25 protein-coding genes are annotated in these 23552 nt (G+C 60.8%); 18 read left to right on the forward strand and 7 right to left on the reverse strand.

The genetic code is table 11. From position 1 onward, the window contains the following. The first annotated feature begins 147 nt into the window (after positions 1–147). The 5 genes from fixL to LPJ38_RS29100 all read left to right on the forward strand — a co-directional run bounded on the left by fixL (position 148) and on the right by LPJ38_RS29100 (position 4677). On the forward strand, positions 148–1662 hold the full coding sequence (fixL, locus tag LPJ38_RS29080; protein ID WP_145629459.1) for a sensor protein FixL: 1515 nt from the start codon (positions 148–150) through the stop codon (positions 1660–1662). 3 nt (positions 1663–1665) lie between these two features. Continuing rightward, a complete protein-coding gene (fixJ, locus tag LPJ38_RS29085; RefSeq protein WP_145629457.1) occupies positions 1666–2283 on the forward strand; it encodes a response regulator FixJ in 618 nt (205 codons plus the stop codon). A 45-nt stretch (positions 2284–2328) separates the two neighbouring features. Then, on the forward strand, positions 2329–2748 hold the full coding sequence (locus tag LPJ38_RS29090) for a response regulator transcription factor (RefSeq protein ID WP_145629455.1): 420 nt from the start codon (positions 2329–2331) through the stop codon (positions 2746–2748). Between the two features lie 102 nt (positions 2749–2850). After that, on the forward strand, positions 2851–3555 hold the full coding sequence (locus tag LPJ38_RS29095) for a helix-turn-helix domain-containing protein (RefSeq protein ID WP_167520284.1): 705 nt from the start codon (positions 2851–2853) through the stop codon (positions 3553–3555). 138 nt (positions 3556–3693) lie between these two features. After that, positions 3694–4677 carry a zinc-dependent alcohol dehydrogenase family protein gene (locus LPJ38_RS29100; RefSeq protein ID WP_145629451.1) on the forward strand — a complete coding sequence of 328 codons (984 nt, stop codon included), beginning with the start codon at positions 3694–3696 and terminating at the stop codon, positions 4675–4677. Positions 4678–4686: 9 nt separating this feature from the next. On the opposite strand, the gene LPJ38_RS29105 is transcribed toward LPJ38_RS29100, so the two are convergent. Next, entirely contained in the window at positions 4687–6516 is a 1830-nt protein-coding gene (locus tag LPJ38_RS29105) for a PHA/PHB synthase family protein (protein ID WP_145629449.1), read from the reverse strand. A 263-nt stretch (positions 6517–6779) separates the two neighbouring features. Between LPJ38_RS29105 and mgtA the strand changes: the two genes are divergently transcribed. From mgtA to LPJ38_RS29125, 4 genes are all read left to right on the forward strand, one after another. Then, complete coding sequence (gene mgtA / locus LPJ38_RS29110; protein WP_231088681.1) at positions 6780–9191, forward strand: magnesium-translocating P-type ATPase; 2412 nt, start codon at positions 6780–6782, stop codon at positions 9189–9191. 108 nt (positions 9192–9299) lie between these two features. Next, complete coding sequence (locus LPJ38_RS29115) at positions 9300–10115, forward strand: universal stress protein (RefSeq protein WP_231088432.1); 816 nt, start codon at positions 9300–9302, stop codon at positions 10113–10115. After that, positions 10115–10465, forward strand: a complete 351-nt coding sequence (locus tag LPJ38_RS29120) for a c-type cytochrome (RefSeq protein ID WP_231088433.1) — start codon at positions 10115–10117, stop codon at positions 10463–10465. Before LPJ38_RS29115 ends, LPJ38_RS29120 begins: the two co-directional genes overlap by 1 nt. Before the next feature lie 250 nt (positions 10466–10715). Beyond that, positions 10716–11075: a hypothetical protein gene (locus LPJ38_RS29125; protein WP_231088434.1), complete on the forward strand. Its 360-nt coding sequence runs from the start codon at positions 10716–10718 to the stop codon at positions 11073–11075. A gap of 54 nt (positions 11076–11129) precedes the next feature. Here LPJ38_RS29125 and LPJ38_RS29130 read toward each other — a convergent pair whose 3' ends face one another. Continuing rightward, positions 11130–11411, reverse strand: coding sequence for a DUF6894 family protein (locus LPJ38_RS29130; protein ID WP_231088435.1), 282 nt, complete (start codon positions 11409–11411; stop codon positions 11130–11132). A 196-nt stretch (positions 11412–11607) separates the two neighbouring features. Here LPJ38_RS29130 and LPJ38_RS29135 point away from each other — a divergent pair, with 196 nt between their 5' ends. Next, on the forward strand, positions 11608–12207 hold the full coding sequence (locus tag LPJ38_RS29135) for a hypothetical protein (protein WP_231088436.1): 600 nt from the start codon (positions 11608–11610) through the stop codon (positions 12205–12207). A gap of 43 nt (positions 12208–12250) precedes the next feature. On the opposite strand, the gene ftsH is transcribed toward LPJ38_RS29135, so the two are convergent. After that, positions 12251–14113, reverse strand: coding sequence for an ATP-dependent zinc metalloprotease FtsH (ftsH, locus tag LPJ38_RS29140; RefSeq protein WP_404437368.1), 1863 nt, complete (start codon positions 14111–14113; stop codon positions 12251–12253). A gap of 187 nt (positions 14114–14300) precedes the next feature. On the opposite strand from ftsH, the gene groL reads away from it, so the two are divergent. The 4 genes from groL to LPJ38_RS29165 all read left to right on the forward strand — a co-directional run bounded on the left by groL (position 14301) and on the right by LPJ38_RS29165 (position 17969). Then, positions 14301–15923: a chaperonin GroEL gene (groL, locus tag LPJ38_RS29145; protein WP_145629441.1), complete on the forward strand. Its 1623-nt coding sequence runs from the start codon at positions 14301–14303 to the stop codon at positions 15921–15923. A 521-nt stretch (positions 15924–16444) separates the two neighbouring features. Further along, a complete protein-coding gene (locus LPJ38_RS29155) occupies positions 16445–16966 on the forward strand; it encodes an Hsp20/alpha crystallin family protein (protein ID WP_145629439.1) in 522 nt (173 codons plus the stop codon). Between the two features lie 78 nt (positions 16967–17044). Beyond that, positions 17045–17767 (forward strand): CBS domain-containing protein, encoded by a 723-nt coding sequence (locus LPJ38_RS29160; RefSeq protein ID WP_145629437.1) that lies wholly within the window; start codon positions 17045–17047, stop codon positions 17765–17767. A 22-nt stretch (positions 17768–17789) separates the two neighbouring features. Further along, positions 17790–17969, forward strand: coding sequence for a hypothetical protein (locus LPJ38_RS29165; protein WP_145629435.1), 180 nt, complete (start codon positions 17790–17792; stop codon positions 17967–17969). Between the two features lie 40 nt (positions 17970–18009). On the opposite strand, the gene LPJ38_RS29170 is transcribed toward LPJ38_RS29165, so the two are convergent. Beyond that, a complete protein-coding gene (locus LPJ38_RS29170) occupies positions 18010–18327 on the reverse strand; it encodes a S1C family serine protease (RefSeq protein ID WP_231088437.1) in 318 nt (105 codons plus the stop codon). Between the two features lie 713 nt (positions 18328–19040). On the opposite strand from LPJ38_RS29170, the gene LPJ38_RS29175 reads away from it, so the two are divergent. Further along, complete coding sequence (locus tag LPJ38_RS29175) at positions 19041–19241, forward strand: hypothetical protein (RefSeq protein ID WP_145629433.1); 201 nt, start codon at positions 19041–19043, stop codon at positions 19239–19241. Positions 19242–19270: 29 nt separating this feature from the next. Continuing rightward, positions 19271–19435 carry a hypothetical protein gene (locus LPJ38_RS29180; protein WP_158644733.1) on the forward strand — a complete coding sequence of 55 codons (165 nt, stop codon included), beginning with the start codon at positions 19271–19273 and terminating at the stop codon, positions 19433–19435. A gap of 290 nt (positions 19436–19725) precedes the next feature. Here the strand turns inward: LPJ38_RS29180 and LPJ38_RS29185 are convergent, their stop codons facing one another. Further along, positions 19726–20547, reverse strand: a complete 822-nt coding sequence (locus tag LPJ38_RS29185; protein WP_145629431.1) for a universal stress protein — start codon at positions 20545–20547, stop codon at positions 19726–19728. Between the two features lie 137 nt (positions 20548–20684). After that, positions 20685–21116, reverse strand: coding sequence for a host attachment protein (locus LPJ38_RS29190; protein ID WP_347339013.1), 432 nt, complete (start codon positions 21114–21116; stop codon positions 20685–20687). Positions 21117–21266: 150 nt separating this feature from the next. On the opposite strand from LPJ38_RS29190, the gene LPJ38_RS29195 reads away from it, so the two are divergent. Together LPJ38_RS29195 and LPJ38_RS29200 are read left to right on the forward strand one after the other, a co-directional pair. Beyond that, positions 21267–21953, forward strand: coding sequence for a CBS domain-containing protein (locus LPJ38_RS29195; protein ID WP_145629429.1), 687 nt, complete (start codon positions 21267–21269; stop codon positions 21951–21953). A gap of 38 nt (positions 21954–21991) precedes the next feature. Further along, positions 21992–22204, forward strand: coding sequence for a hypothetical protein (locus LPJ38_RS29200; protein WP_145629427.1), 213 nt, complete (start codon positions 21992–21994; stop codon positions 22202–22204). A 215-nt stretch (positions 22205–22419) separates the two neighbouring features. Here LPJ38_RS29200 and LPJ38_RS29205 read toward each other — a convergent pair whose 3' ends face one another. Beyond that, the gene (locus LPJ38_RS29205) at positions 22420–23115 is read right to left on the reverse strand and encodes a VIT1/CCC1 transporter family protein (protein WP_145629425.1); all 696 of its coding nucleotides are present in this window, start codon (positions 23113–23115) and stop codon (positions 22420–22422) included. Positions 23116–23552 lie beyond the last annotated feature (437 nt).

Below are 23552 nucleotides of genomic sequence, written 5' to 3' on the forward strand. Positions count from 1 at the left end.
GTATGTCTAGCTCGAGCCGCCCTGCGGCGCAGCGGGAAATCCACCAATGGAATCAGACCTCCGAGCTTGCGTCCAGCGCGACCTTGGGCGAAATTGCCTGCACAATTCGCGGCATCCGACCGGCCGCAGGAGAGTGGGAGCAGTAGCTTGTCGCCGACCCGCGTAACGCATCCACAAGACGACGGTCGCGGCGAGCATTTCCGGGTCCGGATAGAGGGGTTCGGCGTCGGCACCTGGGATCTGGACCTTAAGACGCGCGATCTGGAGTGGTCAGACACCGCCAGGACGCTGCTCGGCATCGCACGGGACCAGGCGGCAAGCTATGAGCTCTTCCTGTCACGTCTCGCGCCCGACGACCGCGAGCGCGTCGAGGGCGCGATCAAACGCGTCTCCGAGCACGGGGGCGGTCTCGACGTATCGTTCAAGGTCGCCGATGCCTCGGGCCGGGGACAATGGATCCGAGCACGAGCGGGACTGATCCGGGACGAGGCCGGCGCCGCCCGTCATCTCAGCGGCATCTTGCTCGACATCGACGAGGAGAAGCAGGTCGAGGAGGCGCTGCGCACCCGCGAGACTCACCTCCGCTCGATCCTCCACACCGTTCCCGATGCCATGATCGTCATCGACGGTCGCGGCATTATCCAGCTCTTCAGCACCGCCGCCGAACGCCTGTTCGGCTGGTCCGAGCTTGAGGCGATCGGCCAGAACGTCCGCATCCTGATGCCGGAGCCCGACCGCTCACGCCATGACGGTTACATTGCGCGCTACCGCACTACGCACGATCCGCACATCATCGGTATCGGCCGCATCGTGACTGGCAGGCGGCGTGACGGGACCACCTTTCCGATGCACCTGTCGATCGGCGAGATGCAGTCTGGCGGCGAGCCCTTCTTCACCGGCTTCGTCCGGGACCTCACCGAGCAACAGCAGACCCAGGCGCGGCTCCAGGAGCTGCAATCCGAGCTGGTTCACGTGTCGCGGCTAACCGCGATGGGCGAGATGGCCTCCGCGCTCGCGCACGAGCTGAACCAACCTCTGGCGGCGATCAGCAACTACATGAAGGGGTCGCGGCGGCTGCTCGCCGGCAGCAGCGATCCGAACATGCCGAAGATCGAGAGTGCGTTGGACCGCGCCGCCGAACAGGCGCTGCGCGCCGGCCAGATCATCCGGCGCCTGCGGGACTTCGTCTCGCGCGGCGAATCCGAGAAGCGGGTTGAGAGCCTGTCCAAGCTGATCGAGGAGGCCGGCGCGCTCGGGCTTGCCGGCGCGCGCGAGCAGAACGTGCAGCTCCGATTCACGCTCGATCCGGACGCAGATCTTGTGCTGGCCGACCGGGTGCAGGTCCAGCAGGTGCTGGTCAATCTGTTCCGCAACGCGCTGGAGGCGATGGCGCAGTCGTCGCATCGCGAGCTGGCTGTCACCAACACTGTCGTGGCTGACGACATGATCGAGGTGCAGGTCTCCGACACCGGCTCCGGCTTCCAGGATGACGTGATTCCAAACCTGTTCCAGACCTTCTTCACCACCAAAGAGACCGGCATGGGCGTGGGATTGTCGATCAGCCGCTCGATCATCGAGGCTCACGGCGGCCGCATGTGGGCCGAGAGCAATCCATCGGGCGGCGCAACATTCCGCTTCACCCTTCCGGCAGCCGAGGCCTGACCCATGACCGCCAAGGGAATTGTCTACGTTATCGATGATGACGAGGCGATGCGGGACTCGCTGCACTTCCTGCTGGATTCCTCAGGCTACAAGGTGACCTTGTTCGACACCGCGCAAGCCTTCCTCGATGTGCTACCCGGCCTCGCCTTCGGCTGCGTCGTTTCCGACGTGCGCATGCCCGGGCTCGACGGGATCGAGCTGTTGAAGCGGATGAAGGCGCAGCACAGCCCGTTTCCGATCCTAATCATGACCGGTCACGGCGACGTGCCGCTTGCCGTCGAGGCGATGAAGCTCGGGGCGGTCGACTTCGTCGAGAAGCCGTTCGAAGACGATCCCCTCACCGCCATGATCGAATCGGCGCTTCGCCAGGCAGCGCCGGCAGCCAAAAACGAAGCGATCGCGCAAGACATCGCCGCGCGTGTTGCCTCCCTGAGTCCCCGCGAACGCCAGGTTATGCAAGGTCTGGTCGCCGGCCTCTCAAATAAGCTGATCGCCCGCGACTACGACATCAGCCCACGCACGATCGAAGTATATCGGGCCAACGTGATGACCAAGATGCAGGCGAACAGCCTGTCGGAATTGGTGCGGCTGGCGATGCGCGCCGGTCTGCTCAACGATTGAGCCATGTCAAGGCCCTTCTTCACATCCTCTGCTAGTCAAGACGACATGATTGAGATCAGCTCGCACAATGAGCGGCTGTCGCCTCCTGCAAAATCTACCGTCTTTGTGGTCGATGACGATGCCGCAGTTCTAGGATCCTTGCGGTTCTTGCTGGAAACCGAAGGCTTTGCCGTGCGGACCTTTCGGAGTGCAACGGCGCTCCTGAATGCTGGCGATATGCCCAGTGCAGATTGTTACGTGATCGACTACAAGATGCTCGACATCAACGGCATCCAACTCGCCGGCCGGTTGCGCAAGTTTGATCGCGATGTGCCCGTGATCCTAATCACCGGCTATCCGGACAAGAACATCTCGACCCGGGCCGCGGCAGCCGGGGTGAAAGACGTGGTTTTAAAGCCCCTTCTTCTCGATGAAAACCTGGTCAAATGTATCCGCCGGGCCGTTCAGGACCGGCGCGGACGCTGACCTGCGGGATTCTACGTAGGTAGGCCCCCTTAAGATATCGCTCGAACTTTCGCGACGCTCAATCCCGCGTAAGCATTGGTCATCACAACGGAGATGGCTCAGATGCTCACCCAGTCACTTAACACCAAGGCGATCAACACTCCGATCAGCGGCAGCAAGGTTGCCGTTTCCATCGATCCGGTCGCCGATCGGCTCGGCGCGATCACCGGCCATGCCGGCCTCGTCGTCACGGAATTCTCGTACCGCAAGGACGAGGAGATTTACGGCGAGGATGAGCCGGCCGAATATGTCTACCAAGTCGTCACCGGCGCGGTGCGCAGCTACAAGCTTCTTTCCGACGGCCGCCGCCAGATCGGCGCCTTTCACCTTCCCGGCGACGTGTTCGGTCTGGAATCCGGTGCCAGTCACCGGCTCGCCGCCGAGGCCATCATCGACACCACGGTGCGCCTGGTGAAGCGTGCGAGCCTTGAGAAGGCCTCCGGCACCGACGTCCAGGTCGCCCGCAAGCTCTGGACCATGACCGCCTCGGAGCTGCGCCACGCCGAAAATCACATGCTGCTTCTCGGACGTAAGACTGCGATGGAGCGCGTTGCTACCTTCCTGCTCGAAATGGACCGCCGCCTCGCCGTCGCGGGCATGATGGCGCTGCCGATGTGCCGTCGCGACATCGGCGACTATCTCGGCCTCACGCTCGAGACCGTGTCGCGCGCGCTGTCTCAGCTTCAGGCCCAGGGCATTCTCGGTTTCTCTGGCGCTCGCCAGATTGTGCTGCGCAACCGCCAGCGCCTGCACAATCTCGACGCCTGATTTGTCCTCCTAGTATCTGGGCCACCTTCGAGAACTCCGGGAAGTCGCATGTTGCGCCGGCGTAGCGAACGGCGAGCACTGACTTTAGATCCGACGGGACAAGACCGGACGATGCACTTCGAGCCGCGGGAATGCGACATGTACGCGATGGTTCTCTCCGCACGCGGCGCGCCGTTGACATTCCAGCAACGAGCCGACCCGATCCCCGGCCCCGGCGAGGTCCGCGTCAAGGTCAGCGCATGCGGCGTGTGCCGGACTGACCTGCACGTGGTGGATGGCGAGCTACCCGACATTTCCTATCCGATTATCCCGGGCCATGAAGTCGTGGGACGCATCGATGCTCTTGGCCCGGGCGTCAATGAGTTGGAGTTGGGCATGCGCGTAGGTGTTCCATGGCTCGGTTTCACTTGTGGCGAGTGCTTTTATTGCCGCACCGACAAGGAAAATCTGTGCGATCGTCCCGAATTCACCGGCTACACGCGCGACGGCGGCTTTGCCAGCCACCTCGTCGCCGACGCCCGATATTGCTTTCCACTCGGCGAGAACGGCGAGGACGCAGCTCTTTCACCCCTGCTCTGCGCCGGGCTGATCGGCTGGCGATCCCTGGTGATGGCCGGCGAGGGCAAAACGCTCGGCATCTATGGCTTTGGCGCGGCCGGCCATATCGTGGCACAGGTGGCCCGCGCAGAGGGACGGCAAGTTTACGCCTTCACCCGCGGCGGCGACCAGGAAGCACAGCAACTTGCGCTCTCGCTCGGCGTTGACTGGGCCGGCTCTTCGGAGGACATCCCGCCGACCGAGCTCGATGCCGCCATCATATACGCGCCAGTCGGAGCATTGGTGCCACTTGCCCTGCGCTCGGTGCGCAAGGGCGGACGCGTTGTGTGCGCCGGCATTCACATGTCCGACATCCCATCGTTCCCCTATCGAATTCTTTGGGGCGAACGGCAGATCGTATCGGTTGCAAACCTCACGCGAAAGGACGGCATCGATTTTCTCGCCGCCGCCGCAAAGATCAATATCCAGACACACACGACGGTATTCCCGCTCGTCGAGGCCAATGAAGCGTTCGCCCGTCTGAGGGAGGGCAAGCTGACTGGCGCAGCCGTTTTGCGGCCTTGACTGTCGCGTCTACTGCTCGAGCACGTAAGAGCCCGGCGCCTCATCCGAGGGCGCGCTCTTTTGTCCCGAATCTGCCGCCAAGCAGGTCGGAACAGGCTGACCGGAATGCGCGGCGAGAAATCGCGTCCACTCCGTCCACCATGATCCCTCGTGGGACGGTGCGCGCTTGATCCATTCGTCCGGGCCAATATAGGGATCATGAGCCTTCTTTGTACGCACCTGATAGCTGCGCCCCTCTTGGCCGGGAGGCGCGACAATGCCGGCATTGTGTCCGCCACTCGTCAGAACGTAGGTGATGTCTGCATCGGCAAGGAAGTTGATCTTGTACGTCGACTTCCACGGCGCGACGTGGTCGCGCAACGTGCCGACGACAAACATCGGTATGTGCAGATCGGCGAGCGAGACCGGCCTGCCATTGACCTGATAGCGCCCCTCGGCGAGATCATTGTTGAGGAACAGGCGCCGCAAATAGTCCGAATGCATTTGGTAGGGCATACGCGTGGCATCGGCGTTCCACGACATCAGTTCGCTTGGCGCGGCCCGCTCTCCGATTAGATAGTCCCGCACGACGCGCGACCAAAGCAGGTCATTGGTTCGCAACATCTGGAAGGCCCCGGCCATCTGTGCCGTTGCGAGCAGCCCCTGCCGCCACATCATATCCTCCAGGAACGCGACCTGGCTTTCGTTGATGAACAAGGTGAGCTCGCCGGCTTCCGTGAAATCGGTTTGCGCCGCGAGCAGCGTCACCGTTCGCAGGCAGTCGGGCCGCTCGCGAGCCAGCCTGGCCGCCGCGATCGACAACAGGGTACCGCCAAGGCAATAACCGGCGGCGTGGATCGCCTGTCCAGGCCGAAGCGAGTTGATGGTAGCGATCGCGGCGTCCACTCCGAGCTCACGGTAGTCTTCGAGACTGAAATTGCGATACTCGGGTGTTGGGTTCTTCCATGAAATCATGAAGACAGTGAAGCCGCTTTCGACCAGGTAACGGACGAGAGAATTACGCGGCGTCAGGTCGAGAATGTAATACTTCATGATCCATGCAGGCACGATCAGAACGGGTTCGGCACGCACGGTGGACGTCGTCGGGGAATACTGGATGAGCTCGATCAGCTCGTTGCGATAGACGACCTTGCCGGGTGTGATGGCAACGTCCTTACCCACCACATAAGTCTGATCGCTCCTGAGCCTTGCACCAGCGAGCAAGGCCTGCCAATCCTCGACAAAGTTGTGCAGGCCATAGACGAAGTTGCCGCCGCCAGTCTCCATGATCTTGCGCAGAACTTCAGGATTGCTGACCGCAAAATTCGTCGGAGCCACCGTGTCCAGGCATTGGCGCAGCGCAAAGTCGGCGATCGCCGCGTTCGAATGGGCTAGTCCGTGAATACCGATCGTCGTCGAATGCCACCATTTTTGGTTCAGCAGGAAAGCCTGGGCCAGGAGATTAAAGAATGGCAGCTCCCAATCGGAGCCCGTGAAGCGGCGATCGTTCTCCAGCGGCCGGATCACGGACCAAGGCTGGAATACCGCATGCCTCGGTACCATGGCATCGACAAGATCAAACGCATTCTGGATCGCCCGGCCGGCGAGGCTGGCCTGCTTACCAGGTGAGGCCAGAAGGTGCAGTTGCCAGTCGGCAAAAGCTAGGGCGAGCGCTGCCGGCGAGACGCCGCCGGTCAACCGCGCCAGCGCCGCGTGGAAGGATCGATCGATGTCATCGACGGCTGCATCGGAGCTGGATGGCTGCGCTGTCGCCTGTGCCTCATTATCCGGCGGCTCGCCGGGGACCTGGTCAGAATTCAAAGCTATAGGAAGGCGGCTGACGGATGCTGGAGGCGACATGGTGAACTCCTTTGGCCCGCGCAACCTAACCATGTTGTCCGAGGGCGAATTGAGCTGCATCAACCGGGAAATTGGGCCGCCTCTTACCTTTGCCTGATCCAGGAGACCAACAGAACAGCGAGCCCTTCGATGATCGAGCAGCCTAGCGCGGCCAAGACCTTGGCTGCTGCTGAGTTCTGGCAAACTCCAAAAGACGCCCTCTGCCGTGCGCTCGGCTCCGTCCGAACGGGCTATCGCAGGTCGAAGCGGACCGGCGCCTGGCGATCTTCGGAGCAAACCACGCTGATGCCTCTCAAAGCCGATCAGTCCTGCGCAAGCTTGGGCAACGCGTTTGGAATCCCTTGATTGCGATGCTCCTGGCGGCCGCCCTCGTATCCGGATTAAGCGGCGACGTTGGCAGTTTCGTCATTATTGCAACCGTGCTGTCTCTGTCCATCACGCTGGACATCGTTCAGGAACATCGCGCCGAGCTGACGGCCGAAGCGTTGCGCGAATCGGTAGCCATTCGGGCCGACGCCGTCCGGGATGGCAAGGACGTGACGGTACTGGTGACGGCGCTCGTCCCCGGAGACATCGTGAAGCTCCGTGTCGGCGACCTCATACCTGCCGATGGCATCGTCCTTGATGCCCAGGAATTGGAGATCAACGAGGCCTTGATGACGGGTGAGCCGTTTCCTGCTTTCAAGACGGACGCTCCCTGCTCTGCGGCATCGCCGGCGGAGGCGACGAATGCCCTGTTCGCCGGAACCAGTACAGTCGGCGGAAGCGGCAGGATGTTGGTGGTGAAAACCGGAGGCCGGACCAGGTTTGGCGCGATCGCTGCGGCACTGGCGGCCAATGCTCCGCCAACGGCTCTCGAACAGGGAGTGCACAAGCTTGGACTCCTGATCCTTCGGCTTACGCTCTTTCTGACCCTCTTTGTGTTGTTGGCTCATCTCGTCGCGCAACGCCCCGCACTGGAGTCCTTCCTGTTCGCGGTCGCACTCGCCGTCGGACTGACGCCTGAGCTGCTGCCCATGGTGATGACGGTGACGCTCGCCCGCGGCGCGCTGCGCATGGCGGACCGAAAGGTTATCGTCAAGCGACTGTCCGCAATCCATGATCTGGGTGCCATGGACACACTTTGCGTGGACAAGACCGGTACGCTGACGGAAGCCAAAATCACGCTCGAAGCGCATGTCGATCCGAAGGGGCGACCCAGCGATCGCGTTCTGAGCCTCGCGTATCTCAACAGCACCTTCCAGGCCGGCGTCAGAAGTCCCCTCGACGATGCGATACTCTCCGCGCGGAACGGCGCCATAGATGGCTGCGTTGTTAGACTCTCGGAAGTGCCGTTCGACTTCGAGCGAAGGTGCCTGTCGGTACTGGTGGCACAGAACGACGAACATATCTTGATCGCAAAAGGCGCTCCGGAATCCATCCTGGCACGCAGCGTCGCCGTGGACATCGATGGTCTGGCCCATCCGCTCGACGCCGCCTGGCAGCAAAAAATGAGGGACATTCAGGATCAATATGCCCGCGACGGTCTTCGGCTTCTTGCCGTCGCCGTCAGGTCCGTTCCGCATGAGCAGCAGACGATAGCGGTCGGCGACGAGGCGGATCTGACCATGACGGGGTTCTGTGTCTTCGCTGATCCACCGAAGCAGGATGCAGCCTCGGCCATTGAAGCCCTTACCTCGCTGGGCATAACAATAAAGATTCTCTCGGGTGACCACGGCGCAGTGGTCTCACATGTCGCGCGATCGGTGGGTCTTCAGTCGGATCGTATCATGACCGGCGCCGAGATCTCAGAGCTCAGCGACGCTGCGCTCACGGCCCGTGTCGATAACATCGATCTTTTTGCCCGCATCGATCCTGATCAGAAACGACGGATCATTGCTGCGCTCCGGCATCGCAATCACGTGGTCGGCTTCATGGGGGACGGCGTCAACGATGCCCCGGCCATCCATGCAGCCCATGTCGGCATATCCGTCACGGGCGCTACCGAGGTCGCCCGCGCGGCCGCCGATATTATCCTGCTGGCTCCCGATCTCTCAGTCCTTGCGGCCGGCGTGCGCGAAGGCCGCAGAACTTTTGCCAACATCCTGAAGTATGTCCGAATGGGAACCAGCTCGAACTTCGGCAACATGCTTTCGATGGCCCTGGCCTCGATCGTCCTTCCGTTCCTGCCGTTGCTCCCGCTGCAGATCCTGCTGAACAACCTGATCTACGACCTCTCCGAAATCGGCATCCCTTTCGATGAAGTCGACCCGGAAGACCTTGCGCAACCGGAAGCCTGGAACATGGCAAGGATCCTTCGTTTCACGATCATCATGGGAATTGTTTCTTCCTTGTTTGACGTGATTACCTTCGCCGTTCTTCTGAAGCTGTTTGAAGCGAATGCGGCGCAGTTCCAGACCGGGTGGTTCGTGGAATCAATATCGACACAGATCCTGGTGATTTTCGTAATCAGGTCTCGCCGGATGCCGTGGGGCGGAAACCGTCCCCATGTTATCCTGATCGCAACGTCTCTGGGCGCTCTCGCCGCCGGCGTGGCCCTTGCGCTCGGACCATGGGGAAGACTGTTCGGCTTTACACCACCTTCCGCGGCACTGCTGGCGACGATCATCGCTATCGCGGCTGCTTATCTCTTCTCCGCGGAGATTGCCAAGCGCCTAGCGGTTTCGAGTCCGTAACGCGAGCTGTCTGCCGCTTTGACGTGCGTCAAGACTCCCAATCGCGACATGTGCTGCTCTTTGGCCGCAAGATCGGAACGGGAGGCACGCATGTTAAGAGATCTACTGGTGCATATTCCAACCGAGCGGTCACCGCGACCGGCGATTGAAGCATCCGTCTCCCTGGCGATGAGTGTTGGAGCACATCTGGACGCACTTGCAACAGGATATGCCTCGACGGACGTGCCGTTTGTTGCCGAAGGCGGCGCAGCTATCGTTGCGTCTCTACAACTCGAGTATGAACGCGCGCTGGAACGCGCCCAAGCAGCACTGCGCATTTTCGAGATCGAGGCGAAGAACGCCCGGATCAACTACGGGAAATACGCACTCAGCGAGACTACTGCAGAGACCGCTTCGAAAGCTGGGGCAGCGGCTCGCCTCTATGATCTGACGATCGTGTCACAAGGCGACCCCGATTGCGATACGTTCGACAACCAGCTTCCCAAGGAGCTGCTTTTGCAATCGGGCGGCCCCTTGCTGTTCATTCCCTTTACTTTTCGGGGCACGTTCAAGGCGGCACGCGTCGGCATCTGCTGGGACGGCAGCCGCCTTGCCGCCCGCGCCTTACGCGACGCGATGCCATTCATCACTGAGGCAGACGCTCTGACCATCATCACCCTCAATGCATCCGAGGTACCGTCTGACGCATCGCCCGAACGCCTACTGACACACCTCGCCCGGAAGTGCTTGCCGGCAAAGGCCATTTCGCTTCAATCCGACCGTGGCGATCTGCAAGCGAGCATCCTGTCGATCGCCGCGGATGAAAGCCTCGATCTATTGGTCATGGGCGGTTACGGCCACTCTCGATTCCAGGAAGCGGTATTCGGCGGCGTCACGCAGGAGATGTTCCGCAGTATGACTGTTCCTGTCATGATGTCGCACTGATGGACCACGATGTGAGGGTGTTTCTCCGAGCTGAGCAAGCCATTGCTGGCGTCTTCTTCGCTGCAGTTCTGATTTTCTTCTCAAGCCCAACTGCGGCTTCAAGCGTCGAGCAAGCCAGGCGTCTTGCGCTGCTGTATTGTGCCAAGTGCCACTCGACCGACAAGGTCAGTCCCAGCCCGCTCAAGATCGCTCCCCCGTTCAGGACGTTACACGAACGATATCCAGTCGAGATGCTGCAAGAGGCCCTGGCCGAGGGCATCGTCACCGGACATCCAGCGATGCCGGAATTTCGTTTTGACGCGGACCAGGTCGGCGACTTCATGGCCTTCCTGAAGACGTTGGAGCAATGAGGGCTCGCGCACGCCACAGACCCTGATCGGAATTGGCTCAGCATCTCCGGCCCTACTTGGTGGAGCCTTCGGCGCGTGCTTCACGAGCCATCTCAAGGAAACGAGATTTCTGGAGACCAGTCAAATGACTCTACGGAATTCGTGCTTGGCTCTTGCGATCTTGGCAAGCGTGGGCACATCCGCGACGGCCCAATCGGACTTCGAACCTTCCCCAACTGTCAGACAATATGCGCCCCGCCTAGTCGAAGTCATGAACGCGGCCCAGCTTCAGCATCTGAAACTGTGGTTCGCGGGCAAGTCGAAGAATTGGGAACTTGCTGCGTTCGAATTGCGCCAGTTGACGGATAGTCTGGCCCAAGCTGCCGTGTTCTACCCCGGCATTCCCGTAAGCAACGTAACCACGTTGAAGGATCCGCTGCTCTCAATCGCAGATGCTATCGACGCTGGGGATGGTCGCAGGTTCACCGCCTCCATGCGCGCACTGACCCACGGCTGCAATGCCTGCCACATCTCGCTGGAACGCAGCTTTATCGCGATAGGCCTGCCGACCGATCAGCCGCCGCCCGCCAATCAGATATTCGCGCCGACCGGAAAGGCTCCCAAGAAATGACGAGCTAACGCAAACCGGGCACCACAAAGATCGGCTTCGGGGCCGGATTTCGCCTTAGATATTGTTCACTGCAGCGGCATCCGAAAAAGGCAGTCGCGCTGACAGCACCGGCGTCAACACGACATTGATCATGCTTCTTTGCTCACGGTGAACTTCACGGCCGCTCTCGTCGAGAACGACGATGCGAAGCTCCGCATGCCCTTTCGGATTCTCTCTGCGCACCTTGTCCGCAAGGCGCTTGCTGTGCGCGATGGCAGCGCCATCGCTCACAAACTCCAGGCCTGATTTGTCCCGGACGGGCACTCCGTCCTTCATGTCGAAATAGTAGGTGCGCATCGGCTCATTCCCGCGCGGTCCGCCCATTTGGGGCGGTTTCATTGGTCCGGAAGAAAGCGAGCCGCCGAGTCCTGGGGGCGGATCTCGGCGGCAACTTGGGGACGTAACCTTGGGTCGAGTTACGCAAGACGAAAACTAGCAGCCTCGTTCAGTACGGACTTGATCCTGATCAAGCACTGCCCTGCCGAGCCACTCTTTGACACTGATTGATCGGTATCAAATTTGTTTCCAGGCGACGGCCTATGCTGAAAAAATAGGAGGCACCGCCATGATCGGAATTACATTGACCGCAGATCAGATTTGCAATGCACCGATTGAGGTGCGACGGTGGATCGAACATGAGGTCATTGCCGGCCTCCGCATGGCGCCGCGAGATGCCGCTTCGTCGCCTCCACGTTCCACCCATCCAGCTGTCTGCAGTGAGGACGAAATCGCAGCGATATTCGGCCAATTGCGGGGAATGCCTGTCGCGCTCAGCGTCCTATTCGAGTTCAGGCAGCCTGGCATCGCCTTCGGAAACCCACCCCTCAAGAGCTCCCGGCTGATGGATATCCTGCACAACGCGAAGCTTGAGAGCATTGAGCAGGTGATGACCGGCCTCGATGCCATCAACGCCGCCCTTGCTGAGCTGCGTGGTGATCCAGGCGCTCGCTTTTGTGACTTCGACAACGAAGGTCACTGTTTCCTGGCGATAGAAACGCAAGCGAACGTCGCAAAGCTGTGGCACGACATCGTTGTTCGGCAGGAGGCGGCGCCAACGAACCGTCGGGAACCGCTGCTGCGGACCGCGGGCTGAACTTGAGCTGCTCCGAATTCGGCCCAAGGGCCGATTCACGCAATCATGCGGCGACCGGCTCCCTTTCCTTGCTGGACATGCCGCGCAGCGGAGCAAACTGGTCCGACGTTACCGTTTCATTTGCGATGAGCAGTTCGACACCGGCTTCGAGCTCGGTGCGTCGTCGTAGTAGGATGTCCCGGGCGCAACGATCGCCCTCCTCGATCAGGTTACGCACGGCGAGATCGATCTCGCGGCCGGTCTCTTCCGCAGCCGCAACAACCGCATCCTGGGCAGCTGCGAGGAACGCTTGCGGCTTGGGGGCGTAGGTGCGCTGCCCCACTGTCTCATCCATGCCATACTTGGTCACCATCTCGATCGCGACTTCGGTGGCACGTTGAAGGTCATCGGCCGCGCCGGTCGAAATGGAACCGTCGAAGATCATGCGCTCCGACGCGCGTCCTCCCATCAGCACCGCGATACGGTTCTTCAGCTCGTCAATCGTAAGCAGGAACCTGTCTTCGGTCGGACGTTGAATGGTGTAGCCCAGCGCGCCGATCCCACGCGGGATGATCGATACTTTCTGCACAGGATCCACCCCCGGCAAGCTCGCTGCAACAAGAGCATGACCCATCTCGTGATATGCGACCCTGCGCCGCTCATCGTTGCCGAGAACCCTGCTCTTCTTCTCGACGCCGGCGACGATCCGCTCGATCGCGATGACGAAATCGGCGAAAGAGACCTCGTCAGCGCCGCCCCGGGTCGCGGCAATCGCGGCCTCGTTGACGAGATTGGCGAGATCAGCTCCGGTGAAGCCGGTCGTGAGGCCAGCCACCTTGTCAAGATCGACCTCTTCACCCAGCCGAATCTTGCGGACGTGCACCTTGAGAATGGCAACACGTCCGGTCTTGTCCGGCCGATCGACGAGAACCTGCCGGTCGAACCTCCCAGCCCGCAACAACGCGGGGTCCAGGATTTCGGGCCGATTGGTAGCCGCCAGCAGGATGACGCCGACGCTCGGGTCGAAGCCGTCAAGCTCCGACAGGAGCTGATTGAGTGTCTGCTCCTTCTCATCGTGGCTGGAGATGGACAGCGGCCCGCGGCTCCGTCCGAGCGCATCGAGCTCGTCGACGAAGATAATGCACGGGGCTGCCTTGCGGGCCTGCTCGAACAAGTCCCGCACGCGCGCAGCGCCTACTCCGACGAACATCTCGACGAATTCGGAGCCCGAAATCGAGAAGAACGGAACACCGGCCTCTCCGGCCACGGCGCGGGCCAGCAACGTTTTGCCTGTCCCTGGCGGTCCCACCAGCAGAATTCCCTTGGGCACATGCGCACCCAGTCGACCGTAACTCTTGGGATCCTTCAGAAACGAAACCACCTCCTGAAGTTCGAACTTCGCGTCATCGACGCCCGCGACTTCGGCGAACGTCACCTTGATGTCCTTCTCGACATACACCTTCGCACGGGACTTGCCGATCGCCATGAGCCCACCAAAACCCTGGCGGCCGGTCATGCTGCGTCCGATCCAGTACCAGACCCCGAAGAAGACGACGATCGGGAATATCCAGGACAGCAAGCTTTGCAGCAGGCCGCTTCCCGGAACGCCGGTGACACTCGCGCCCTTCTGGGCAAGCTTATCCGCCAAGGCCATGTCGACCCGCGCGGTGACGAACGCCGACTTCCCGCTCGGGAGGGGTTCCTTCAGCTTTCCCTGGATGGTATCCGGCCCCACGGAGACCTCGGCGATCTTTTCCTGGGTCAGCAGCTGTTCAAACTGACTGTAAGGAACGGTCTCGATCGAATTATAGGTCGTGAATAGGAATTGCAGAACCGCGAGCAGCATGCCGCCCGCGAAAATGATGGCCATCGCGATGGTCTGCTTTCGCGAGACTTGATCTGGCTCCACCTGCTCCTCCATCGACATCAGCTGCAGCCCAAAGGTAGGCGGAGACAGCTGCGTCAGCTTGATTCAGGTCAACAACGTCACCGCCGCTGCCGAGATCGCGACATCCGACGCCGGCTCCATTTGACCAGGATCAATTAGCGCCGAGCCTGGTCGTACAGACTGGCCGACAGAATATCGGCAATGGCGGCACACCCGAGGCATTTCAATGGCACACAAACAGGTCTTGTTCCATTCAGCAGCTCGCGAGAAAGTTCTACGCGGCGCTTCCCTGCTCGCAGACGCGGTCCGCGTTACGCTCGGCCCGAAATCGAAATCCGTTCTGATCCAGAAGGGATGGGGAGCACCCATCGTCTGCAACGATGGCGTCACCATCGCGAAAGAATTCGATCTCAAGGATGCCGAGGAGAACCTTGGCGCTCAGGTGCTTCGTCAGGCAGCCGAGAAGACGGGCGACGTCGTCGGAGACGGCACCAGCACCTCGACGATCCTTGCGCATGCCATCCTGTCGGACGGAGTTCGCAACGTTGTTGCGGGCGCGAGTGCAATCGACCTGAAGCGCGGTCTGGATCGAGGGACACAGGCCGCTATCGCAGCGCTGCGCGCGATGGCGAAGCCGGTCAAGAGCAGGGCCGAGAAAGCCCAGGTCGCGACGATTTCGGCCCACAACGATACCTCCATTGGAGAACTGGTCGCCGATGCGATCGAGAAGGTCGGCGGTGACGGTGTGATCTCGGTCGAAGAGTCCAAGACGACTGAGACGTTCCTGGACGTCGTCGAAGGAATGAAGTTCGACCGCGGCTTCCTGTCCCCCTATTTCGTCACGGATGCAGACCGGATGGAATCGGTGCTGGAGGATCCATACGTTCTGCTCTGCGACCACAAGATCGGTGCATTGCGCGATCTAGTGCCCCTCCTCGAGCAAGTTGCCAAGAGCGGCCGTCCGCTCCTGATCATCGCGAAAGACATCGAGGGCGAAGCTCTGGCGACGCTTATCGTCAACCAACTTCGCGGCGTACTCAAGGCCTGCGCGGTCAAGGCGCCCGGATTTGGCGATCGGCGCAAAGCCATGCTGGAAGACATTGCAATCTTGACCGGCGCCCAGGTGATCTCGGAAGAGATCGGCCTGAAACTGGAAAGTGCGACCCTGCAGCAACTCGGCCGTGCCACGCGTGTGGTTGCCGACAAGGAGAACACCACCCTGATCGGCAGCGGTGGCGACCGCTCGCGCATCGACGCCCGGCTGGCGCAGATCCGGATGGAAATCGAGAAGACCACCAGCGACTATGATCGGGAGAAGCTCGAGGAACGCCTGGCCAAGCTGTCCGGCGGCGTCGCCGTAATCCGGGTCGGCGCACCAACCGAAGCCGAGATGAAAGCGAAGAAGGAAGCCCTCGACGATGCCATCAGCTCGACCAAAGCGGCCGTTGCAGAAGGCATCGTACCGGGCGGCGGACTTGCGCTGCTTCGAACGGTGACAGCCGTGACCAAGGAAGAAGCGGCTTGCGAGGGTGACGAACGAACCGGTGTGCAGATCCTGAGGCGCGCACTCGAAGCACCGGCCCGTCAGATCGCCGAGAATTCCGCGACCGATGGCGGCGTCGTGGTTGCGCGGATGCTCGGCAGCGAGGGCAATCTCGGCTTTGATGCCGCCCGCAAGGTGTATGTCGATCTCGTGGAATCCGGCATTGTGGATCCCGTGAAAGTGGTGCGAACCGCACTTGAAAACGCCGTCTCGGTGGCGAGCGTTCTGCTCCTGACGGAAGCGACGATGACAGAGATTCCGGAACCGAAGCGGGAGCGACTGCCCGAGCACGACTTGGCAATGTAGCCGTAAGAGCTTCCTGCTTGGCCCGTCACCGCCCAGGACCGGGGTGACAGGCCAAGGAGTTGGAAATGTCTTATCGATCGAACGGCGATCTTCCACCAGGCGTGCGGCACCACCTTCCGCCTCGTGCCCTCGACATCTATCGAGACGGCGTTCAACCATTCCTTTGCCGCGCATGCTGGGGAACTTCGACAGGAAGAAATCGCGCACCGAACAGCATGGGCCGCCGTGAGGCGGCTCCTATGTGAAACTTGGCGACCAATGGGTGCCAAAGTGGCCGGATGCATAGATGCGCGATGCTCGGATTTTCGCAATCGAGAAATGTCTATGAGAATGCCGCATCTTCCTTGGTCGCGGGGCGACTGATCGACAAGCCTCTGCCGGATACGCACGATCCTCGCAAGACGATGCCAGCGCATTCCCACTGCGCCGCTCTCGAACTTGAGCGAGATCAATCAGCGCTAAAAGACCGTGACTATTCTTTTCGGCGACCGATATGGTCAACCTCAAGGGAGAAGATGATCATGGCAACCGAAACCAAACTACCTGTCACCAAGACGTCCACTGCGCCTGCCGCTGCCGGCGAAGCATGGCAGCCGTTCCAGGCGCTGAAAAGCGAAATCGATCAGATCTTCGACGATTTTGGCAACGGCTTCTGGAAGCGGCCGTTCCGCTCGCTCGCACGGCTGGAGCGTGATCTGTCCAAGAACTTCAATGCACTGGCCGTTGATGTCGCCGAGAGCGACAAGGCTTACGAGATCACCGCGGAGCTTCCCGGTCTCGACGAGAAGAACATCGACGTCAAGCTCGTCAACGGCGGTCTCACCATCCGCGGCGAGAAGAAGGAAGAGACCGAAGAAAAGAAGAAGGACTATTACGTTTCTGAGCGCCGCTATGGCTCCTTCGAGCGCTACTTCGCGCTGCCGGACGGCGTCAATGCCGACAAGATCGAGGCAACGTTCAAGAACGGCGTGCTCAAGGTCGTCCTGCCAAAGACCGAGGAAGCACAGAAGCCGGCCAAGACCATCAGTGTGAAGGCCGCCTGAGCCCCCCGCCGAGGTGAGGCTGCGACAGTTGCGGCCTCGCCTTACTCGATACTCTGGTCAGCGAACGGAGAGGATAATATGCGCGCGCATCATATCATGACAAAGGACGTCGTAGCTGTAACGCCGCACACCACGATCGAGCAGGCCGCCAGAATCATGCTCCAGATGCATATCAGCGGCCTGCCCGTCATCGACGATGCGGGCAATCTCGTTGGCATGGTTTCGGAAAGCGACTTCCTCCGTCGCAGCGAGATCGGCACCGGCCGCAGACATGCCGCTTGGCTAAAATTCCTCATGGGACCCGAGCGCGCGGCTGCCGATTTCGTTCACGAGCGCGGACGCAAGGTCGCCGACGTCATGACGAAGCAGGTCGTCTCGGTGCAGGAAGATGCCGATCTGGCCGAGCTGGTCGACCTGATGGAGAAGAACGGCATCAAGCGAGTCCCTGTCATGCGGGGAAAGGCGCCGGTCGGGATCGTCACGAGGACCAACGTGCTGCAAGCCGTGGCGAGCCTCGTGCACGAAATTCCCGATCCGACGGCCGATGATGAGCACATTCGCGAGCGCATCACACGCGCGGTATACGCCACCGACTGGCGGCCCATCGGATTCGAAGTGAATGTCCGCAAGGGCGTCGTACATCTGCACGGCCTCGTGACCACCGACGAAGCTCGTCAGGCCGCGATCGTCGCCACCGAGAACACCGCCGGCGTCAAGGAAGTTCACGACCATCTCTGCTTCGTCGATACTTATTCTGGATTCTATATGGAATCGCCTGAAGACATGAAGGCCGCTGGATGAAAGCCGCCGGATCGAGGCGACCATGCTTGGATGGCTCGTTCGGATTCTCTTCGCCCTGGCAGCGCCGATCACGGCGCTGTTCGTGGCGCGTGACGCGTTGAACTTCGGTCTGATCCAGACCGTCGTGGCCATGTTGCTGGTGACCGCCGTGGTCTGGCTGGTTGCCGCATACACCGGGCGGAACCGACAGGCGCCTCGGTAACCTCTGAGGGGACAAGGTGTCGGGCTCCTGAAAGCCCAGCCTATTGGCTAGGCGGCTCCTGCCTAACCGTCGCCAGCAGCCGCAGGATGGCGTCGGCCGGCACCGCAAAGGCAAAGCCGCTGCGCCCCTCGCCTCTGCGCGCGACGACGACCCCGATCAGCTTGCCGCGCAGATTGATCATTGCGCCGCCGGAGCTCCCCGCCTCGACCAGAGCATCCGATTGGATCAGATCGTCGTTGGCGATTCCGGGGCAAGAGCGGTGGAGCGCCGAAACGATCCCCAAAGACACGCTCGGCCCGAGATTGAGGGAGTCACCGATGGCCAGGACGAACTCTCCGACATCGATAGCCGCCGTCATCTCCAGCGCCGGGGCGTGAAGCGCATTGGCAGTGACTTAAAGCAGAGCGACGTCGTCCCGATCCGATCGGGCGACCAAGCCGGCATTCAACGTTCGCCCATCCTGAAGCGACACCTCCACGGCCATAGCGTTGGCAACCAGATGATTTGCGGTAACAACAAGGCCCGCCGCAGCATCCACGATAGAGCCCGCTCCCCGAAGCTCGCGTAGCCTTGGCGGATCCGGAAATCCGCCCGACGGATCCACCTCGCGCTGCTCAGCCGCAATATCCCAGCTTCTTATCGTGACGACCGCCGAAGACATGAGCGGCCCAAGGTTCGGTGCCGGATAGAGTTCCGCTTGCGCTCGCGGAGATCGCCGCCCGGGCAGTCAGTGGCCAAGGCGACGCGCAGCAGACCGAAGATGCAGATGCTTATCTGGCCCAAACATCGCCGGGGTTGAGCACGTGACCTGGGATAGCGGTCCAATTGTCAGGGAGCGTTTCGCAACAGCTTAATTGCAGGCGCTCCTCCTGGAATTGAGAATTCTCAAGCGTGTATCCTGCCTCCATCTGGTCGCGAACCAGTATTCCAGGGCGCAAGTGCAGCGGCCTCTTGCGCGGGGGCTACGGAGATCTCCTTAGGTTATGCCCCCAAATTTCGGCCGAAGAATTTATGCCTTAAAGTTCATGCGTCAGAAAGGATTTGCCGGCACGCACAGACAAGGGGCCTGCGATGAACCACTCGATCTATTCTGCGGACAAGGCAACACACCTGAAGGTGGTCGTTGCCGGATTGGCTGCGGGCATCGCTATCGCAATGACCGCGCTGACAGTCCACCAGGGCCATCCTGATCTCAACGGGCAGAAGGCAAAGACTTTGGCCGTTTACCAGCCTCACCCAGCCCGCGTTCTGACCAAGATGGCACAACGTTAGTCGAGACCGGATGTTGGAGGGTATCCCAGATGACCAACGAAGCAATCAAGGCGCTGATGATATTCGCACTGTATGGCGCGCTCGAGATCACGCTCTATTATTCATCCATCGTAAGGCTTGCCAAGCGTCCCGCTCGTTTTCAGATCCGTCGAGGAGAGGCCCGAGATTTTGCCCGTCGGGCAGCGGAGGACTAGGATGCACTCGCAAATGCGTCGTCCGCTTTCGAGAGTACAGCGCAGGTTGCTTGATCGGACTTTCTTGCTCAGCTGTCATGGTCATTTCCGCGACAGCGCGGAGGTCGACGGGGCTGCGGCTTAGGGGCGTATCGTCCTCCAGGGCGTCCTTGATCGCGCGATTCAGCCATCCGGTTTCCAGGGTCGACTCGCCGCGATTAGGTGCGGGCACCTCTACTTTCTGCGTTGCCACGCTCTCCTGCGCCACTTGACGATCGTCGTCCATCACACATTCTCCTGTCGCGTTGACCTCAGTGCGACATCAGCAGGCAGACCGGAGCCTGTTGCAGCAAGGTCTGCGTCATTCCTCCGAAGATCCACTCTCCCAGCCGGCTATGTCCATAACCGCCTGTAACCATGAGGTCGGCGCCAACCTCGGAGGCCAACCTCACGAGATAGCCTCCGTCCGGCTCCGACGTATGGACACGTATCTCGTGCTGGCACTGCACCCCATGGCGCTGAAGATAGCCGGCCACGTCGCGAACCCGCTTGCGAGCCGCATCCTGTTCGCTCGACGCGCAGATTTCCGCGATTGTGACCTGCGAAGCCCTGGTCAGAAACGGCATAGCATCGCGAACGGCGAGGCGTGCTTCTCGTGTGTCCTTCCAGCCGACCACGATGCGGTCGCCGGACAACTCCGTCACGCGCTCTGGCACGGATAACGTGGGTCGTCCCATCCGCAGCATGGCTCCGGCCGGATCGAGGAAGTGGGTGTGGCGGGCTGTCTGCGACCTGCGCTTGACCACCACAAGGTCTGCCGCACGGGCCTGCTCGACCAGAAAGTCGGTCGGATCATCGAGGGCCCAGCGCCATTCGACCGTGTCGCTTGGCAGGCCGACCACCCTCTTGAACCAAGCCTCTTTCGCCGAAAGTGTTGCCTTGATGCACTTGATGTCTTCCTCGGTGGTCTGCTCGATGATGACACCTTCGGCCACAAAGGGAGGCGCCACAGCCACCGCGGAAACACCCAAGATGGCCGCCCCGAACGTTATCGCGACGCCTTCCGCAACGGCAACTTGCCCTGCTTCCTGCTGCTCGGAATCGACGTAGACCATGACGCTTGCGACAGACATGATGACGCTCCGAAATAGTTTGCGATGGCCCTTTATCGACTTAAGATCAGCGAGACGCTTGACCGAGATCAAACGCGCCGGCCTTGCCTCCCAATGGGACCGGTGACGGGGACTGATGCCCCGCAAGCGATCCTCTCTCATCCCGCGTCGCGCAGATGTTCTTCGATGTCGCTGACGGGGTGCTTGGTGAGGTCCTTGGCGAGTTCGGCGACGATCCGCCCCCTGACGTCGTCATGAAAAGTGGAACTAAGCTCCGCCAGCGTGCGGGGTGGCGCGACGACAATGAGGGAGGTCGCGCGTTCGCCGCGGAGGAGACGCTCTGCCGCAGCCGCGACCTGCCTCGCAAAACGCTTCTCCTCGAGCTCATGCCAATCGGTCGTTTCCACCGCACTGCGCTGCCCCGAATGCGAGCTTTCGCTGACCCGACCTGGACAATCGCTCCCTTGGGAATGGGCGGGCGGGTTCTCTTCTTCGAACACCGCCTCCGTCTTCAGATTCGGAAACTTCTCGTCGCCCTCGTTGCGAAGGAACAGCGCCTTCCGCGCCGTCACCGACGAACACGACTGCACGATGTGGTATCTTGTCCATTATGGCCTCCTCGCTGCTTACGTCCTAATTTTCCTATCGCCGAGAAGTTCGCGCTGCTTGATCCCGATCAAACGGGACAACTCACGATCGGGCAGGATGTCCGAGAGCCAACGGCGATATGGAGGTTTGCCATGCAAGCACGAGACGTGATGGTGTCACCGGTGTTTACGGTTGGGCCCACCGCAACGGTTCGCCAAGTCGCGCAGATGCTGCTGGATCGTCGGATCAGCGCTGTACCGGTCGTCGACACCGACAACAAGGTTATCGGAATCGTGAGCGAGGGCGATTTGCTGCACAGGGCCGAGAGCGGGACGGAACGCTCTTCCTCGTGGTGGTTACGCCTGTTGACCGGCGATGCCCAACTTGCAACCGACTACGTCAAGTCTCACTCGATCAGGGTTCAGGACATCATGACGCAGGACGTTGCGACCGCGGCACCCGAAACGCCCCTGCACGAGATCGCTATGCTTCTCGAGGAGCGTCAGGTCAAACGCGTTCCTATCGTCAACAAGGAAGGCCAGCTCGTCGGAATCGTCAGCCGAGCCAACCTGCTCCAGGCGATCGCGAGTGCCATGCCGAAACTCGAAATATCACTGTCCGATTCAGCGATCCGAAAGAGGTTCTTGGAGGAAATCCGGAAGCAGCCCTGGGCTCATACTTTCAATCTGAATGCAACCGTGCAGAACGGTGCGATCGATCTCTGGGGCTTCGCGCCATCGCTCGCTGAGCGTACGGCCATTCGCGTCGTCGCAGAGGCGATTCCCGGCGTCGTGGCCGTGAATGATCACCTTCTGGAAACTCCAGCCTTCGTCTATTAACCCGCATACCGCATGCCACCATAACGCACGAGGTATCCATGGCCCACTTCACGATCCGCTTCCTCAAGAACGTTATCGGCGACCAGGGAAAATCCTGCGAAGGCTGCCAGTGCATCGTCGATGTCGATGCACGTGATGCAGCCGAGGCGACCTTACTGGCTCAACAGCAATTTTGCGAACGCCACGCGATTAGAGACTGGTCGCTGCACGCTGATCGCATTGACATCCAGCCGGCCGATTTCCCCTCGTGACCGCGGCGCGCAGGCACCGGAAACAGCGCATTGGGACCAACCTCTATGACTCTATGACCCCGAAGCCCCCGCGCCCGATAAACAGTTGGCCCAAAGCCCGAAAGGCCGGGCAGCGGCTTCGGAGGCTGAGACCGGGCGCCCAGGGCATTCCTGCTTCGCCAAGAGGGCTTTGCAGGGCGCTGCTCCGCTGTGGCAAAGACTCCGCAAAGGGGGGCTTACACAACCTTCCCAACCACTGCACCAATCCCGGCCGTCAGTGCCATCGCACAGGCGCCCCAGAATGCCACTCGTATGGTTGGCTTCAACAGGCCGGCACCTCCCGCCTTAGCACCGATCGCGCCAAGCAGTGACAGAAAGAGCAACGAACCTGCAGCGACGGCCGGAATTAAGACGTTGGACGGCGAAACCAGGACAAGCGCAAGCGGTGCTACCGCTCCGACGGAGAAGGTCGCGGCCGATGCTATCGCTGCCTGCACCGGACGAGCGGTGCTGATTTCCGAAATGCCTAGCTCATCCCGGGCGTGCGCACCCAGGGCGTCCTTTGCCATAAATTGCTTCGAAACCTCACGGGCGAGATCGGGCTCGACGCCTCGCGCGACATAAATCTGAGCAAGCTCTTCCCTCTCGGACACCGGATCGCCCGCCAGCTCGCGCTTCTCGCGCGCGAGGTCGGCATGCTCCGTATCCGACTGCGAACTGACGGAAACATATTCGCCGGCTGCCATTGACATCGCGCCGGCAACCAGCCCGGCAACCCCGGTCAAGAGAACATCGCTTCGAGACACGGCAGCAGACGCTACTCCCAGGATAAGACTGGCGGTTGATATGATCCCATCATTGGCGCCGAGTACCGCCGCTCTCAGCCAGCCGATGCGCGCAACGAGGTGGGTCTCTTTGTGGAGGCGGCTCATCTGTCAATCACTCTCTCAACCGCCCTTTCCCGCCTTGAGAAGGCAGGTTGAAGAGCGTGTGACGGGTAAACAGCTGATGTGATTCTTCTTTCACATCCTGTGATCTTCGATCACGATCACCGCCTTGGGGGCCTCCCGTAATGATCTAGATCAACAGGAAACTGGACACCGATACTGTTTCGGGTATTTCGCATCCGTGAACAGCATGGGGCAGTCGGATTGTCTCAGCGGCGGCGACAAACGGACCGAGCTCCTTCCGGAAGCTCTCGACTGCGGCTTCGGCGCCCTTCTGCCGGTCAGATTTTTCCGCTATGTCGGACATGTCCCCCTTCGATCAACGCGCTTTGCATGCCGTGACCACGGTTCTGCAGGCTTCTTCCTACAACAAGTCTTTCAATGGTAGCATAATCAGTCTGACGCCGCGGAAAGACATTGCG

The sequence above is a fragment of the Bradyrhizobium daqingense genome, from assembly GCF_021044685.1.
Classification (GTDB): Bacteria; Pseudomonadota; Alphaproteobacteria; order Rhizobiales; family Xanthobacteraceae; genus Bradyrhizobium; species Bradyrhizobium daqingense.

Coding starts and splice junctions, on each gene's coding strand:
- LPJ38_RS29160 (WP_145629437.1), top strand. CDS start 17,045: ATGCGCGCGCATCATATCATGACAAAGGACGTCGTAGCTGTAACGCCG.
- LPJ38_RS29125 (WP_231088434.1), top strand. CDS start 10,716: ATGAACGCGGCCCAGCTTCAGCATCTGAAACTGTGGTTCGCGGGCAAG.
- LPJ38_RS29105 (WP_145629449.1), bottom strand. CDS start 6,516: ATGTCGCCTCCAGCATCCGTCAGCCGCCTTCCTATAGCTTTGAATTCT.
- ftsH (WP_404437368.1), bottom strand. CDS start 14,113: ATGTCGATGGAGGAGCAGGTGGAGCCAGATCAAGTCTCGCGAAAGCAG.
- LPJ38_RS29175 (WP_145629433.1), top strand. CDS start 19,041: ATGAACCACTCGATCTATTCTGCGGACAAGGCAACACACCTGAAGGTG.
- LPJ38_RS29170 (WP_231088437.1), bottom strand. CDS start 18,327: ATGACGGCGGCTATCGATGTCGGAGAGTTCGTCCTGGCCATCGGTGAC.
- LPJ38_RS29095 (WP_167520284.1), top strand. CDS start 2,851: ATGCTCACCCAGTCACTTAACACCAAGGCGATCAACACTCCGATCAGC.
- LPJ38_RS29100 (WP_145629451.1), top strand. CDS start 3,694: ATGTACGCGATGGTTCTCTCCGCACGCGGCGCGCCGTTGACATTCCAG.
- LPJ38_RS29130 (WP_231088435.1), bottom strand. CDS start 11,411: ATGCGCACCTACTATTTCGACATGAAGGACGGAGTGCCCGTCCGGGAC.
- LPJ38_RS29205 (WP_145629425.1), bottom strand. CDS start 23,115: ATGAGCCGCCTCCACAAAGAGACCCACCTCGTTGCGCGCATCGGCTGG.
- LPJ38_RS29165 (WP_145629435.1), top strand. CDS start 17,790: ATGCTTGGATGGCTCGTTCGGATTCTCTTCGCCCTGGCAGCGCCGATC.
- LPJ38_RS29195 (WP_145629429.1), top strand. CDS start 21,267: ATGCAAGCACGAGACGTGATGGTGTCACCGGTGTTTACGGTTGGGCCC.
- LPJ38_RS29185 (WP_145629431.1), bottom strand. CDS start 20,547: ATGTCTGTCGCAAGCGTCATGGTCTACGTCGATTCCGAGCAGCAGGAA.
- LPJ38_RS29120 (WP_231088433.1), top strand. CDS start 10,115: ATGGACCACGATGTGAGGGTGTTTCTCCGAGCTGAGCAAGCCATTGCT.
- groL (WP_145629441.1), top strand. CDS start 14,301: ATGGCACACAAACAGGTCTTGTTCCATTCAGCAGCTCGCGAGAAAGTT.
- LPJ38_RS29200 (WP_145629427.1), top strand. CDS start 21,992: ATGGCCCACTTCACGATCCGCTTCCTCAAGAACGTTATCGGCGACCAG.
- fixJ (WP_145629457.1), top strand. CDS start 1,666: ATGACCGCCAAGGGAATTGTCTACGTTATCGATGATGACGAGGCGATG.
- LPJ38_RS29180 (WP_158644733.1), top strand. CDS start 19,271: ATGACCAACGAAGCAATCAAGGCGCTGATGATATTCGCACTGTATGGC.
- LPJ38_RS29155 (WP_145629439.1), top strand. CDS start 16,445: ATGGCAACCGAAACCAAACTACCTGTCACCAAGACGTCCACTGCGCCT.
- LPJ38_RS29090 (WP_145629455.1), top strand. CDS start 2,329: ATGATTGAGATCAGCTCGCACAATGAGCGGCTGTCGCCTCCTGCAAAA.